We start from the raw sequence: 15,354 nt of genomic DNA, 5'->3' as shown, positions 1-15,354 counted from the left end.
GTCCACCACCCTTGTCTCCGCCCTTGCCCCCTCCCCCGCCGCTGGGACGCAATGGGCCCTGGTCGGGAATCACGAGCCCGTGGGGAATGGGTTCCAGGTCGAGCGCCCGGCGGATGAAATCGCGCAGCGACACGACCAGCCTCGCGGTGCCGACCTTGCGCCCGGTAACCATGTCCGCGGCAGCCTCCGCGGCGAGGCGCACCTGCTCCTCGGTGCCGAGCAACATCACATCCGACAGCGCCGCCTCGACCGCGTCGCGCGTGCGCCGACGGCGTTCGAGCCCCGGGTGGTCGAGCGGCGAAGCAAGCACGAGGCCTGGGTCGGGTTCCTGCTCGAGTGGCTCACCCGCCGCGAGCCGACGGCGCATGTCGCGCAGGTGGGTTGGGTCCACGACGAGTTCACCGGTGAATGAGCCGCCGAGCGTCTTGTATGCGGAGATCAGCGTCTTCAGCCGCTCGTTGATCTGACGGTTCTCGCGTTCTCGCCGGCGCTGGACGGTCTGCATCACCAGCAGGCGGATGCCGACGACGACCATCGACACCAGCACGAGGCTGGCCATCGTCGCCGCGAGGCCCCGCCAGGAAGTGAAGTCGAGAGAGCTCATCATCGGCGCGACGATAGCGCGTCCACCGCACGGTCGCCTTGACGCGCTCGCGTGGGCCGCTGACCCGTCTTGCCGAAGAAGTGTTGCCGAACCCGGCTGGCGCCTTCCGGTGTCGGCGCTGAGTTCCCGACGTCAGCGCGCCCGCGTTCCGGCGGAAGGCTTCTTCGCGGCGCGCTTCTTCCTGGTCAAAGCGGCCTTCGCCTTCTTCGCGGCTGCCGGCTTCCCTCCTCCGCGCGTCGCCTTGGCCTTGGTTGACGCCTCCATCGCCTTTCGGGCCTCGGTCTTCTCACCTTTCCGCAGCGCGAGCGCCGCGGCGATCCACTCCGGTGCGTAGCTTGAAGTGCAACCCTTCGGAATCGGCCGCGGGTCCCAGCGACCGAGGCGCTCGCCGATGGCGATGGCCTCCGAGGTGTACGCAGCCAGGTGGAGGCCAATCCAGACCAGGCAGAAGTTGATGCCCTCCTTCACCCGGTACGGTGCGTCCGGGAGCTCACGCTCGATGCGCTTGAGCGTCGCGCCTACGTCGAGCTCCTTCTCGAGTCCTCGCGCGATACGCCCGGCGAGGAGCTTCCATCCAGCGCGGCGCGGGAGTTCCTTGCTGCCGTCCATCCACTTCGCCTGGAGCCTCGGGGCAATGGGCGCATGCACGAGCACGCGACCGACGAGCTCGTCGACCAGGTTCGCGTTCGAGAGCGGCTCGAGGAGGCCGCGTGCCTCCTTCTCGGTGAGCTCCGCGGGGTCGAGCAGCATGCACGCGAGGATGCGCGCATCGTGATTGCCAGTCCCCCACAACTCCAGTCCGAGCCCGTGGTTCGTCCCCAGCGTCGCGGCCAGGCCACGAAGCTTGCCGAGCAGCACGCCGAAGACATTGTCGCCCACCCCGTCGCGCACGTAGCGCTGCCGCACCTTCTCGTCACCTTGGCTTTCGAGCTGCTTCATCACCTGGGACAGCATCATCGTTTTCGGCATGGGGAGCACTGCGGCGAGCGGTGGATTGAGAGCGGCCGAAGGGTGACACGACAGGCGCCCTGGGTCGAAGACCGCATCCGGTCTCCGCCACCGCGCAGCGACGGAAGCAGGGGAGCAGTCACCCGGACAGCTTCGGAATGAAATTCGAGACGAACCTTCACCGCCGCTGACCGAGCCGGGTACGAATGCGCTCCTCGAGCTGCGCCCAGGAAACCGTCTTCACGCGCCCGTCGAGCACCTCACGAGCCCGGCGCTCCACTTCCGCGGACCACTCGGCCTGTGCCTCCGGGTCCTCGGCCCCTTCCTCCAAGCTGAGCAGAAGCTTGTGGGCAACCTCGGCGCGCTCCTCGGGAGGGAGCCGCAGCACATCCGAGAGGAGGTCTTCCTTGGTCGCCATGGAGCAGAAGTCTCAGTCCCGCCCCATGCACGGACAACGAATGCCCGGCCCGGATGGCGGCCAGAGGCGAGCCCCCGCCGCTTGCTGCTAGAGGGCGGCGTGGGAAAAGAAAAGCCCTGGAGCCTCGCTGTAAGCCAGCGAAACTCCAGGGCTTTTAATGGTCGGGGAGACAGGATTTGAACCCGTGGACACGGGGTGCCCCAAACCCGCGACGGCACACGCCTTTCGCTGAATCGTGAGTAAATCCGGGCACCTCGAGCCCACGGGTGAATCCTCGGCAGTCCCACCTGTCACCCGGAGTCCCCTCCAGTCTTGGAGACATTTTGGAGACGAAGCCAGGGGCTCACTGAACCCCTCCATGGGCGAGGCGTGAGGGACTGGAAGCTGCCGCCACCTGGTCCCGAACCAAGGCCGGGGAAGCAGTCCAGGGGTCGCCCCTCCTGACGCACTGTCCTAGTCGCGCCTCGAACCACCCGAGCAGCCAGGGGCTCCACGGAAGCCCGTGGGAGCCCCTCCGTAGCGTGAGCCCTGGCGAGGTGTGGCTGGGGAGGAGCAGGTGGAGGAGCGCGGGTGGGAGTACCGGCGGAGGCAGCCGGAGGGGACGGTGCGGAGTGCTGGCACACGGCTTCGCGCGGGTGCGCTGCGAGAGTTGCAAGGACGAACTGCTCGTCGCCTTCTCATGCACGGGCCCTGCCCGCGCAAGGGCCCGCGGACGCGCGGTCGTCGAGTGGTTTCACAGCTGCAGCATCACCTTCCGAAACTCCTTGTGCGCTGAGGGAAACGACAGGCCATCTGAATGGAGGTGCTGGAGTGTGCATTGTCCATCAGCCCATCAGCGCCATGTCCCAACCTTCCATGTCGAAGCAGGTTCGGAATTTCATGTGGCTTGATGACTACCCATAAGGTAGGGTCCAGTATGCCCCTCTCTCGTTCCGAACAGATGTCGCGGATTCGCGGCCGGAACACTTCACCAGAACTCCTACTTCGTTCAGCGCTCTGGCGAACCGGATTGCGATTCCGACTGCATGCGAGGACCCCTCATGGGAGGCCCGACGTGGTGTTCCCCAAGGCCAGGGTTGCCGTCTTCATTGACGGGTGCTTCTGGCACGGCTGCCCTGAGCACTACGTGCGGCCCCGGACTCGCGACGAGTTCTGGTCGTCAAAACTGCGGGAGAACGTAGAGCGCGACCGTCGGCAGACGCTCCTGCTGGAAGAGGCGGGATGGCGTGTCTGCCGCTTCTGGGAGCATCAGGTCTTCGAGTCACTCCAGGACCTTGTGGAGTGTGTGCGGCAAGCACTTCAGGGGGAGACCTGGTCTCCCCTTCCGTCATGGCGGATCGTACGGGTCATCCCGCAGGCCGGGGAGGAGGACATGGAAGAGCGCCGCATGGAGGACCTCCGGAACGGTGATTCGAAGCGATCCTCCATCGTGCGACGAAGCACGAAGAAGTGGAAGCGGACATGAGCGCCGGATCGGTACGACAGGTCGGGAAATATGGCGCGCGGGCACGCTGCGGTATAAGCCCGGACGGCATGGATCCAGAGATCGAGGCAAAGCTCGCGCGGCTCAAGCAGGGTGGGCGGCCTCGGCTGCTGGATCTGTTCTCTGGGTGCGGGGGACTCACGCTCGGATTCGTCAGTGCGGGCTGCACCAGCGTCGGCGGTGTCGAGATCGATACCCATGCGTCCAAGTCGCACGCTCTGAACTTCCACCCCCTGATTGCGGGATCACCTGATGCCCGACATGCCATGGCGAAGGACATCCTGAGGCACAAGCCCAGGGAACTGCTCAACCACCTGCAGAAGAAGCACTCCCCGGACAAGGGAGTGGATCTGATTGTTGGCGGACCTCCGTGCCCGGCCTTCACCCGGGTTGGCCGCGCGAAGCTCCGGGAAGTGTACCAGCACCCTGAGGCATTCAAGCAGGACCCCCGCGCTACACTCTATGTGCCGTATCTCAAGTACGTACGGGTGCTCAAGCCCCTCGCCCTGGTCATGGAAAACGTCCCCGACATCCTCAACTGGGGGGGACATAACCTGGGAGATGAGATCTGCGAATCGCTTGAGTCCATGGGCTACCGCTGCGTCTATTCCCTCCTGAATGCCGCGAACTACGGTGTCCCGCAGATGCGCGAGAGGTTCTTCCTGATCGCCGTCCACAAGGGAACCGGGAGTGACCCGAGTTTCCCCGTGCCGACGCGTAAGGTTGATTTTCCGCGGGGCTACTCCAGCAGCCGGCGGGTAGCCTTGAAGAACGTCCTGGAGGATGTTTCAGGAAAGGGCTCATGGTACGTACCGCCTCCGACTGTTGACGGTGATGCCCTACCTGCCGTGTCGGCCTCGGACGCAATTGGCGATTTGCCAAAGCTGACAGATCACCTCAACAACCTGGATCGTCGTGGGGCTCGCTATCTCGACGGTCGAGTTCCCCATACAACCTCTCCTCACAGTGACTACGTACGTCTCATGCGGGAGTGGCCAGGGTTCGGTTCAGATGGGTATCTCCGGGACCATGTCACCCGCTGTCTGAGCAACCGGGACTACCGACTGTTTGCGCTCATGGAACCGGGCGAAGACTACCCGAAGGTGCATGAGCGCGCCAAGCAGCTGTTCCAGAAGGAATGGGAGAAACGCCAACGAGCAGGCGCATGCCTCCCCGAGGGCTCTGACGCCTACGAAGACCTCAAGGCCGAATATGTCCCTCCGTATGACCCCGGAAAGTTTCCCAACAAGTGGCGCAAGATGGCTGCCGATGAGCCCGTGAGAACGCTGATGGCTCACCTGGGCAAGGACACCTACAGCCATATCCACTATGACTCAGCTCAACGGCGGGTGATTTCGGTGCGGGAGGCTGCGCGCCTCCAGTCTTTCCCCGACGGGTTCCGGTTCGCAGGCACGATGAATCCAGCCTTTCGGCAGATTGGGAATAGCGTTCCCCCATTGCTGGCTTGGCACATCGCCCACGAAATGCTTCGCCAGTTGGGGATCACCCCCAGAGCAATACCGGATTTCGCCCAAGAGCCACCGAAGGCGCCGGTCCGAACCAAGGTCGCGTAGTCGGCTGATTGGCGCGCTCGATGCTCTTTTCGAGGGCGAACGGTTGCCGTCGAAGCAGGCACTGGAGAAAACAGGCCTGAAGCAGGTGGTTCTGGAGGTGAAGAAGTATCTGACGCTGTTCAACGGCGCGCAGGCGATGTTCGCGGTGGGTACGCTCACCCAACTGTGAGCGGAGTTGCTGGCGGACGAGGCGGACCTCGCGGGAGTGCTGACCGTGGAGGGACAGATAGGCAACCCAAAGCGGTTCCTGCGGGAGGCCCACGCGGTGCGGCAGCATGAGGGTTAGGGGGTGTCCCAAATTTTCTGAAGAAAGGTGCTGGAGGCCGAGCGGCCGCCAGCACTGTGGGCAGGGTTGTGCTTGCAGGGAAAGGAAGAGCTGAGCACCCCTGGTGAGTGCACCGAGACGAGCTGACGGACGAGCAGTGGAAGCAGCATTGTACCGCACCGGATTGTTGAGACACCAAGTTGGTTGTAATCAGGCCGCTTGGCTCGATTGCATCAGCTCTCGCCGGGCCTGACTCGGCGAGAGGAAGTGGTGGCGCTCCAACAGCCAGTGTTCGGTGTACCGTTGGGCCCACTCCAACAGGGCCCGCCGCAGTTCCTCCACGGTGGAGAAGGTGCGCACCCAGAGCAACTGCTCCTTGAGGGTGCGGATGAAGCGCTCGGCGCAACCATTGCCCTCGGGACTGCGGACGAAGGAGGGGCTGGACGCGGTCCCCAGGAAGCGCAGTTCGTCCTGGAAGGCGTCGGGGGTGTACTGGCTGCCGTTGTCATGGCGGATGGACAGCCCCGTCGCCACGCCCCGTCGGTACGCACCGAAGTGAGCCTTGACGCCCTGGCGAATGGGCTCGAGGGCCTCGAAACGGGTGCCCACCTTGGCCGCGTGGATGCCGACACACTCCGCGGTGCCGTGGTCGATGGCGATGAAGACGGTGGCCTGGCCCTCCAGCGCCGTCACCGTGCACGTGGCGTCGGTGACCCACATGACGTCGGGCTTGTCGGTAGTCATCGTGCCGTCGTGGTGGCATGGCCCCAGCACCCGGCGGGCACGGCCCGGTGCCAAAAGCCCCGCCTGACGCATCAGCCTCATGCAGCGGGCCTTCGAGGTGCGCACCTGCTGGGCGCGCAGCCGGGCCCACACCTTGCGGTGCCCCTCGCCCAGGAAGGGCGAAGCCGCCAGCACGCCGCGGATGGACTCCAGCAGCGCCTCTTCCGTCAGCGCCGTCTTGGGGCCACGCCGGGTCGCCGGACGGGCTTCAAGACTGGCGGCAGGCTCGATGCCGGTACACGGTGGCACGAGACATGTGCCAGGTGGCCGTCACGAGCGCCAGTCCGTACGGCTTGCCGCTGGAAGGCGAGAGACTGGCGCTCATCCTCTCGACTTCCTCCAGGGAAAACCCGGGGCGTTGCCCTCCAGCAGCCGGGCCTTCTCAGCCAGCAACTCGTTCTTCATCATCAGCTCGCCCACCATGGCCTTGAGCCGCAGCACCTCGTCGTCCGCAGGCTCGGGCTCTCGGCTCTTGAGATTGGCCTCGGCCCCGGCCAGGAACTTCTCCCGCCACTCGCTGAGCACCGCAGCGGTGACGCCCAGTTCCCGCGAGAGCGCGTCGAGTTCCTCGCCCTTGAGCAATCGGAGCACCGCCTCCTTCCTCCGCTTCGCCGAGAACCGGCCGCGCTCTTCCGTCCTGTCCTGTTTCTGCTTCTTCACATCCACCTCACGAGGGGGGAGGCTATCCCCCAGAAAGGTGTCTCAGGAAATCCTGGGGCGGAGGAGTGACTCTCACGCTCGCGACGGATGTCACCGGGCCGAGCTAGACTGTTTGACCAGGGAGGTCGAGAAAACGCCGGATGGCCCATACTCAGGAAGTAGCCACGTTTCTTCAGGGCTTCCGCGACACCGTCGGGCGGCGGCTCGACGAGGAGCGTCACGGGAAGAGCGGGCCCCCGTCCCGGTCGGCGCGGGAGGCCGCGTTCACCCGCGCGGCCGTCGAGGTGCTCGAAGCCGTGGGGGCCGTCGAGGAGTTGGAGGTCCGCCTCTTTGACGGCAAGGTCGGCACCGCGTCGGCCAAGGTCAACGGATACTTCGTGAGCGAAGACGGCGACCGGCTGGACCTCGCCGTCTCCGCCTGTGCTCCTGACGATGCCCGCCCGGACGTGCCTACCCGGGACGTGCAGCGGGCCGTGGACCTCGCATGGAGATTCATGGGCGCCGCGCTCGACGGTCTGCACCTCAAGCTCGACGAGGATGACCCGGCCTATCCCATGGCCCTCCGCATCCACGATGTCGCCTCCACGCTCGAGCAGGTCCGACTGTTCGTCCTCATCGAGGGAATCGCAAAGTCATTCCGTGGGAACAAGGCCATCAGGCCCTCCAAGCAAGGCACCATCGAGCCCCGCATCCACATCTACGACATCGAGAAGCTGGCCCGATGCATCGGCTCGGGTCGTCCCAGGGAGAGCATCGAGGTCGACTTCGCTGCAGACTACGGCACCACCATCCCGTGCCTCCCCGTCGCGGCGGAGGGAGATGCGGCGAGCGGCTACCTCGCAGTCATCCCCGGCGACGTCCTGCACCGACTCTACGACGAGTACGGCGAGCGCCTCCTCGAGCTGAACGTTCGGTCCTTCCTCCAAGCTCGGGGACAGGTGAACCGCGGCATCCGCGACACCATCCTCCAGGCCCCCGAGCAGTTCTTCGCCTTCAACAACGGCCTGTCGGCCATCGCCGAGGAGGTGCGCACCGAGAGAGCTCCGGATGGAGGGGCCCGGATCACGTGGGTCCGCGGTCTGCAGATCGTGAACGGGGGGCAGACGACCGCATCGCTCCACCGCGCCGGGCGAAAGGATGCGGCGGACCTCTCGCGCGTCTTCGTACAGGCCAAGCTGACCGTCGTTCCCACCTCGCTGGTGGAAGAGATGGTCCCGCGCATCTCGCGCTTCGCCAACAGCCAGAACAAGGTCAACGACGCCGACTTCTCGGCCAACGAGCCCTACCATCTTGCCCTCGAGCGGCTCTCCCGCTCCATCTGGAGCCCCGGGGGCCAGACGCGGTGGTTCTACGAGCGTGCCCGCGGGCAGTACCAAGTTGCGAGAGCACGGCGGGCAGGGGCCGAGCTCAAGGAGTTCGAGCGGACTCACCCGGCCGAGCAGGTCTTTACGAAGACCGACGTTGCGACCTTCATCCACTGTTGGGAGGGGCGCCCCCATACGGTGAGTCTTGGCGCCCAGAAGAACTTCCGCACCTTCGCGGAGGGCCTCGCACGCCCCGGAGCCGAGGTGGTCCCCGATGAGCGCTACTTCCAGCAGCTCGTCGCCAGGGGCATCCTCTTTCGCACCTGCCAGCAGCTCGCCCGGGAGATGAAGATCGGCGCGTACCGCGCCAACGTGGTGTCGTACTCGGTGGCCTACCTGGGCCACCACGCCGGAAACAGGGTCAGCCTGGACAGGGTCTGGGTAGAGCAGCGCGCGTCCCGCGAGGTAGAGGACGCCTTCGCCGCCATCCTCGCGCCCGTCGAGGAATGTCTCCGCCACGGCGCGGATGGACGCAACGTGACGGAGTGGTGCAAGCGCGAGGAGTGCTGGACGCTCGTCAGGGCGCTGGACGTGCCTGCAGTGAAGCAGCTCGGCGCGGCGGCCGCAATTCCCGGCAAGTCGATGCCTCGGGCAGGACCGAAGCCCCGGGAGGGCAGCCGGCCACTTGAGGACCTGCCCGCGCTGGCCCGAGCGCTCTCGGGCCGCGAGGTCCACGACCTCCGGCCAACCGGCGCCATCTGGGTCATCGGCGGGGAGGAGCTGTCCGCGGTCATGGAACGCGTCCGGTCGCTCGGCTTCAGCCCCATGTTCTGCGAGGACGGAACCCGGGCGAGTGGTGGCCGCCCGGCATGGTACGTCCGGTCCCGTCCCTGACCCAAGGACCGCGCCAGGTTCCTGGCAGCCCGGTCGAGGTCCGGGAAGCAGGAACAGCGTGACAACGGGAGCGTGTTCCCCTGTAAAGTCGCACCGACAGCGCACGGGCAGGTCGGGAGAGTCGCTCCGGCCGATGGCGTGGGCCGGCACGCCCTGCGTCCGGCACCAAGTCTTCGAGGTGATGCAGACCGGAGATCCAGGCTGTCTCGCGCGTGACTCTTCCCTGCGGGCGACGGCGCCCTGACACCTCCTGGCAAATGGCCTTAGACGACCGGATTCCTCCAAACCCGCGGATGCTCATCCAGGCGCTCCGCTCCATCGGCTACAGCCTCGAGCAGGCGGTCGCCGACATCATCGACAACTCCATCAGCGCGAAGAGCCGAAACGTTTTGGTGCGACTGGTCCGCACCGACGAGGCCATCGAGCAGGTGCTGATCGTTGATGACGGGACCGGCATGTCCGAGCGACGCCTCCACGAGGCGATGCGCTTCGGCGCCGACACCGAGAAGTCTCTGGAGTCACTGAGCAAGTTCGGGATGGGCCTCAAGCTCGCCTCCTTGAGCCAAGCCACCGAGCTGACTGTCGGTACGCGGAACGCCGGAATCGCGAGTGGCCGTCGCTGGACGGTCGAGAGCATCAGCGACGACTGGCGCTGCGACATGGTCCCCCGGCCGGAGATCACACGCCTACTGAAAGGCTCGTGGGGCCCGGTCGACGTCTCACGGAACGGGACGGTCGTGGCGTGGTCTGGCCTCGACCGCATCCGCGTCGGGAAAGGAGGGCTCGACGCCACCATCAAGCGGCTCATGGACCGGCTGCGTCTCCACCTCGGGCTCCACTTTCATCGGTTCCTGGAAGACAAGCGGATCCGCATCTGGCTTGACAGCCAGCAGGCAGGAGCCGAGCCGAACGACGTCCGCTTCGAGGTGGAGGCACTGAACCCGTTCAGCTACGACCGAAGCGGAGACCCTGACTATCCGCGCGCGTTCCCGCTAGATCTCGGCGACCTGGGCGAGCTAATCATGGAGGCGCACGTCTGGCCGGCAAACTCGACGGAACGCACCTACAAGCTCGATAGCGCCGCGAACCGTCAAGGCTTTTACTTCTACCGCAACGACCGGCTCATCCAGGCCGGGGGGTGGAATGACATCCGCGACACAGAGCCGCACTCCTCGCTCGCTCGCGTGGTCATCGACCTGCCCCCGAAGCTCGACTCCCACTTCAGCCTCGACGTCCAGAAGTCCAGCATCAAGGCGCCCCCGGTCTTCACGACGGCACTCCGGAACGCGGTCGACGGGAGAAAAACCAAGTTCTCCGAGTACCTGAAGACCGCGCAGAGCATCTACCGCAAGCAGGAGCGCGCCAACCCAGACAACTTCCCCCTCGTTCCGGTCGACGGCCTCCCTGCGTACCTTCGCGACAACCTCCGGGAGACACTCGCTCCGAACGAACGGCGAGTGCGGCAAGTGAGGTTCGAGTGGGCGGACATCGAGGGAGGCGACTTCTTCGAGATCGACCGCGAAGGGCTCGTCATCCGTCTCAACCGCACGTACCGCAACCGCGTCCTCGGAAACCGGCGCCCCTCGGCAGCGGATGCCCCGCTCCTCAAGGTGCTGCTGTTCCTCCTGCTGCAGGAGGACCTCGATAGCGGTCGGGTCTCGCGCAAGCAACGCGAGTGGCTGGACACCTGCAACCGCGCGCTTGCCCACGCCATGAAGGTGCTCCGGACGGATGACTCATGAGCCCCGAGCGCCACATGACGTGGGACAACTTCCGCGAGACGCTACTCTCGCCGGGAGTGCCCGCGCTCCATCCGGTGCGCCACGCAGGCTCCCCCGACGTCGAGCTCTTCGTCGACGCGGACGCCTCGCGGCTCGGGCTGAGGACAGTGGCTCCGGCGGGAAAGGTGGAGCTGTCGAGCCCTCTCGCTGCCATCGAGGTCGGGCTACGACTGGTCAGGGGTAACCGCGTAGTCGAGGTCTCCACCCGCACGGTTGCCCTTCACCAGCAGTTCTACGCTTTCATGGTGGACATCGCCGACCGCATCCAGCTCGGCGGCCGCCCGCCGGCCGCGGCCATTGCGGAGGCCCTCGATGACTGGAACGCGCTGCTGCTGGAAGCCTCCGTGATGAGCGTCGAGGCGCAGACAGGCCTCTTCGGGGAGCTCTGGTGCTTGGAGCGACTTCACCGGTCGGAGGGCGCGGAAGCGGTCGACGCATGGGTGGGTCCCCTCGGGGAACCCCACGACTTCCGCCGAGGCGACGTCGAGATCGAGGTGAAGACGACCCGGTCGGCAGAGCGCGTGCACGTCATCAGCGGCCTGCACCAACTGGAACCCAGTATCGGCCGTGCACTCTTCCTCCTGTCCCTGCAGGCGGAACCCGCGGGGGCCCGCTCCGGGGAGACGCTTCCAGAGCGCGTAGCCCGGCTTCGGGCCCTCCTCTCGGCCGTCCCAGGCCCGGCCGCGAAGTTCGACCGGCTCCTTGTCCGGACCGGATACCGGGATGAGGATGCCCCTCACTACCGAAGACGCCTGCGCCTGCGCACCCCTCCCCTTCTCGTCCCAGTCGACCACAGGTGCCCAAAGCTCGTCTCGGAGCATGTCCGGATGGCACTGGGCGAGTCCCTCGCCGCTCGGCTCAGCGACGTCCGATACCGTGTGCGGCTGTCGGGACTCGGCTTCGAGGACGGGACGCCCGACTTCCTGACCCTGCTGCCGTGAACCTCCGCTTCAACCCGCCCGCCGAGGAATCAATGTCGCCGGAAGAAATGCTGCTGGTCATCCGGACTGCCCTGAGCACCATGGGCGAGAGTGCCCAAGACTTGGGCCCGCAGTCGCTCGAGGACGAGCTCCGCGGGGCTGCCCGCAAGCGCCGGCTCGCGTTTCCGGCTGACGGCATGGAGCGGCTGACGGGCCAGCTCCTCTCGGATGACGCGAATGCCACCGGTCGCAACCTGTTCGCGCGCCACTTGCATCGCTGGGACTTCCTCGACGCGCCGTGGACCGCGGGGACGCCCCCCAACACCCGGGAGCGGCGTCAGCACATCTATGAACTCCTCGCGGTGGATGCCGGGTTCCGCGCTCTCTGCGACACCCTCATCCCTGCGCGCACGGACGTGGAGGAGCCGACCGTCATCGCGGAGAAGCACGAGCCTTGGTACATTGCGGAGCGGAAGGCGAAGCACACCTTCTACTGGGAAGCCTACAAGCGTCAGCTGCGCGAAGTGAACGGGTGGCCCGAGGGGAACATCATCGACCTCGACCGCACCACTGACCAGATCGTCGAGCGTCTGAGTGACCCGGAGCGCCGGGAGGCATACCAGACGAAGGGCCTCGTCGTGGGCTACGTCCAGAGCGGCAAGACAGCGAATTTTACCGCCGTCGTCGCCAAGGCGGTGGACGCGGGCTACCGGCTCGTCATCGTCCTCGCTGGAACGCTGAACGTGCTGCGCGAGCAGACCCAGCGTCGCGTCGACAAGGAGCTCATCGGCAAGGAAATCATCGGCCTGCACCCCGACGAGCATGGCCGTCACGACTACAGCGACGACGCCGAATGGCAGAGCTTCATCTCGCACGGCGAGCTTCCGAGCAATCTCGGCGCCTTCGACTGGCAGAGGCTCACTGGGTCCAAGGAGGACTACCGGAAGCTGGCTCGGGGAATTGATGCCCTCGAGTTCCACAAGGTGCTCAATGGCCGGCGCTACAACGACCCGGCCAACCTTCACCCCTCCAAGGCTCGCCTGATGGTGGTGAAGAAGAATACGACGGTCCTCCGGCGGCTCGCTCATGACCTCGGTGCACTGCGTGGACGCCTCGACGAGGTGCCGGCCCTCATCATCGACGACGAGTCGGACCAAGCATCGGTGAACACGGTCAAGCCTGGCGGAGACCGAGACAGGACGGGGACGAACAAGGCCATCGTGGGCCTTCTCGCCGCGCTGCCCCGGGCCCAGTACATCGGGTACACGGCAACGCCCTTTGCAAACGTCTTCATCAACCCTGACGACGCGGAAGACCTCTTCCCCAAAGACTACATCATCTCCCTCGACCGACCGGTCGGGTACATGGGCGTCGCGGACTTCCATGACCTCGGGGGCAACGCGCCCAAGGGATTCGCGTCGAAGGAACGCGCCTTCGTGCGCAGCGTCAAGGGTGATGACTCCGAGGCCGAGAACCTACAGCGGGCCATCGACAGCTTCGTCCTCGCGGGCGCAATAAAGTTCTACCGGAGCCGGGCGAGTCGGGACCTCCGCTTCAAGCATCACACGATGCTCGTCCACCGCTCTCACCAGATGCAGGACCACGAGGAAGACGCGAAGCTCGTCCGCGACACGTTCGAGAATGCCGCCTATCACGGCGCGGGGCTGGTACGCCTCCGCAGCCTCTTCGAGGAGGACTTTCTGCCCGTGCATTCAGCACAGGAGCCGGGCCTCCCGATGCCCGCGAGGTTCAAGGACCTCGAGCCCTTCGTGGCCAAATGCCTCGCGGCCATTGGGGACAAGCCGGTCAGCATCGTCAACGGGGACCTCGCCAACAGGGACCAGACCCCCAACTTCGACAAGGAGAGCGTGTGGCGCATCCTCGTCGGCGGGACCAAGCTGTCGCGAGGCTACACGGTGGAGGGGTTGACCATCAGCTACTACCGCAGGCGCGCGAAGAACGCGGACACCCTGATGCAGATGGGCCGCTGGTTCGGCTTCCGGCGCGGCTATCGCGACCTGGTCCGTCTCTTCATCGGGAGAAGCGAGCCGGACGGCAAGACGACGATCGACCTCTACGAGGCATTCGAGTCCATCTGCCTCGACGAGGAGCTGTTCCGCAACAAGCTCCAACGCTACTCGCGCGAGCGCAACCCACCGCTGACCCCGAAGCAGATCCCGCCGCTGGTGCCCAGCTACCTCCTGATGCCCACCGCGCGCAACAAGATGTACAACGCCAAGCTCCAGTCGGAGAACTTGGGTGGCGAGTTCGTCGAGAGCACACTCGCCCCGAAGGCTCCCTGCCTCGCAAACGAGAAGCTCGTGAGGTCCCTGCTTGGTGCACAGGCACTGAAGAAGATCGGGCTCGCGACGGAGAAAAAGGGCAAGGCGGTGGGCTTCGAAGCGCGCGTTGCGGTCCTCGAGACCGGCGCGGTGCTCAAGTTCCTCGAGAGCTACACGTGGTCGCAGGATCCCAAGCTGGAGCCGGTCTTCGAATTCATCCGGGGAGGCATGGGCGACCCCAACATCAAGGACTGGCTATTCCTCGCCCCCGTCGTGGACTCCCCCAAGACCGAAGGCGAGGTCTGGGAGGCGGGCAAGAACCGGTTCCCGGTCATCCACCGTGGCCGCATCGGGGAGGGGACCTTGCGTTTCAAGGCCTACAGCGACCCCGGACATCGTGCCGTGGCAGCGGCGATCTCGGGCGCCGAGGATCTCCCCTGCCGTAGTCCCGAAACCGAGAAGCTTCACAGCAAGAACCGCGCAGTCATCCTCTTCTACCCGTGCCGGGACACCAGGACCGAACCGGAGAAGGCGGTCACCATGGGCTTCTCGCTCCTCTTCCCCAAAAACAACCTCACGCAGCGCTTCTACTTCACCGTCCGGGATGCCGGCAGGCCCGATGCGGTCGTCATCGAGGACGACTCGCCGCCCCCGATCCAGAACTCCTTGCGACGCTCGCGAGGGGGCTCCGCCGCTCGAAAGGGGCGTGGCTCGTGACCACCGACCGAGGCCCCGTCTACCGCGCTCCCCGACATCCTCATTCCCAATTGGCTGCAGGGAGCGGGCCGGGAGGATTCCAGTTGGGGCAATGACGAGTGCGGAAGCAGCGAGCACCTGCTGCCGGACGGGCGCATCCTCCGCGTGTGGGTCGAGAACCAACAGCCCGGCGTACCGGACCGGCACTGGTGTTTCTCGTTCATGGCCTACCCGACGCGCGAGGACCTCGGGGACGTGACGGTCACCGACGTTATCGCCGAGGCCGTCACCTCCGAACGCGCCGCGCGAGCCCTGCTCGCAGAGTTCCTCGGCTCGCCCAATTCAGCCTCCTCACGCCCCCGCCAAGGCTCGTGGGGCCGACGCCCCGCACATCCCTGTCCATGCGCCATGCGCATCCATCCAGACTTGAGCGTGTCCGCAAAATAGGTCGAGGGCGTCCGGCGTTGAGGAGGCATGAGCCGGGGAGAGCTGACCGACGCGCAATGGGAAAGACTGGCCGGCTTGCTGCCACCGCAGCAGCCGGCCAGGGGACGGCCCAACAAGGGGTCGCGGTAGGGACGAGCCTCACGGCCCGCCCCCCGCACAGATCCGGACTGAAGTTGCCCCGGTTCCGCAGAGCGTTCCGCGCTTTCGCCCTCAAGCGGCAGCGCGGTGCTTCTTCTCGTAACCAGCGGGTGACTCGTAGTCGAGCGCGGAGTGGCGCCTGAGCGGGTTATACCAG

Annotated in this window: 10 protein-coding genes and 1 pseudogene; 7 read left to right on the top strand and 4 right to left on the bottom strand. The window is 65.9% G+C overall.

The window, feature by feature from the left end; translation table 11 throughout:
• From HV826_RS34230 to HV826_RS34220, 3 genes are all read right to left on the bottom strand, one after another.
• Positions 1-607: hypothetical protein (locus HV826_RS34230; protein ID WP_176421228.1), on the bottom strand; the 607-nt coding region annotated here is incomplete at its 3' end.
• A gap of 129 nt (positions 608-736) precedes the next feature.
• A complete protein-coding gene (locus HV826_RS34225; RefSeq protein WP_176421227.1) occupies positions 737-1,573 on the bottom strand; it encodes a DNA alkylation repair protein in 837 nt (278 codons plus the stop codon).
• Positions 1,574-1,730: 157 nt separating this feature from the next.
• Positions 1,731-1,970, bottom strand: coding sequence for an addiction module protein (locus HV826_RS34220; RefSeq protein ID WP_255217551.1), 240 nt, complete (start codon positions 1,968-1,970; stop codon positions 1,731-1,733).
• A gap of 796 nt (positions 1,971-2,766) precedes the next feature.
• Between HV826_RS34220 and HV826_RS34215 the strand changes: the two genes are divergently transcribed.
• The 3 genes from HV826_RS34215 to HV826_RS34205 are packed head-to-tail and all read left to right on the top strand — an operon-like array spanning position 2,767 to position 5,196.
• A complete protein-coding gene (locus HV826_RS34215) occupies positions 2,767-3,435 on the top strand; it encodes a very short patch repair endonuclease (RefSeq protein WP_368671056.1) in 669 nt (222 codons plus the stop codon).
• Complete coding sequence (locus tag HV826_RS34210) at positions 3,432-5,027, top strand: DNA cytosine methyltransferase (RefSeq protein WP_176421225.1); 1,596 nt, start codon at positions 3,432-3,434, stop codon at positions 5,025-5,027. Before HV826_RS34215 ends, HV826_RS34210 begins: the two co-directional genes overlap by 4 nt.
• Positions 4,978-5,196, top strand: a complete 219-nt coding sequence (locus HV826_RS34205; protein ID WP_368671057.1) for an aromatic amino acid lyase — start codon at positions 4,978-4,980, stop codon at positions 5,194-5,196. Before HV826_RS34210 ends, HV826_RS34205 begins: the two co-directional genes overlap by 50 nt.
• Before the next feature lie 306 nt (positions 5,197-5,502).
• Here HV826_RS34205 and HV826_RS34200 read toward each other — a convergent pair.
• Positions 5,503-6,741 (bottom strand): annotated as a pseudogene (locus tag HV826_RS34200) (IS3 family transposase).
• A 134-nt stretch (positions 6,742-6,875) separates the two neighbouring features.
• Between HV826_RS34200 and HV826_RS34195 the strand changes: the two are divergent.
• The 4 genes from HV826_RS34195 (at position 6,876) to HV826_RS38190 (ending at position 14,633) form a co-directional block, all read left to right on the top strand.
• Entirely contained in the window at positions 6,876-8,933 is a 2,058-nt protein-coding gene (locus HV826_RS34195; RefSeq protein WP_176421223.1) for an AIPR family protein, read from the top strand.
• A 257-nt stretch (positions 8,934-9,190) separates the two neighbouring features.
• Entirely contained in the window at positions 9,191-10,675 is a 1,485-nt protein-coding gene (locus HV826_RS34190) for an ATP-binding protein (RefSeq protein ID WP_176421222.1), read from the top strand.
• The gene (locus tag HV826_RS34185) at positions 10,672-11,655 is read left to right on the top strand and encodes a PD-(D/E)XK motif protein (protein WP_176421221.1); all 984 of its coding nucleotides are present in this window, start codon (positions 10,672-10,674) and stop codon (positions 11,653-11,655) included. Before HV826_RS34190 ends, HV826_RS34185 begins: the two co-directional genes overlap by 4 nt.
• Positions 11,652-14,633, top strand: coding sequence for a Z1 domain-containing protein (locus tag HV826_RS38190; protein ID WP_176421220.1), 2,982 nt, complete (start codon positions 11,652-11,654; stop codon positions 14,631-14,633). The genes HV826_RS34185 and HV826_RS38190 overlap by 4 nt, the downstream gene beginning before the upstream one ends.
• The last annotated feature ends 721 nt before the right edge of the window (positions 14,634-15,354 follow it).

It is taken from the genome of Myxococcus sp. AM010 (assembly GCF_013372585.1).
GTDB lineage: Bacteria > Myxococcota > Myxococcia > Myxococcales > Myxococcaceae > Myxococcus > Myxococcus vastator.
This window is presented reverse-complemented; position numbering and strand designations above follow the sequence as displayed.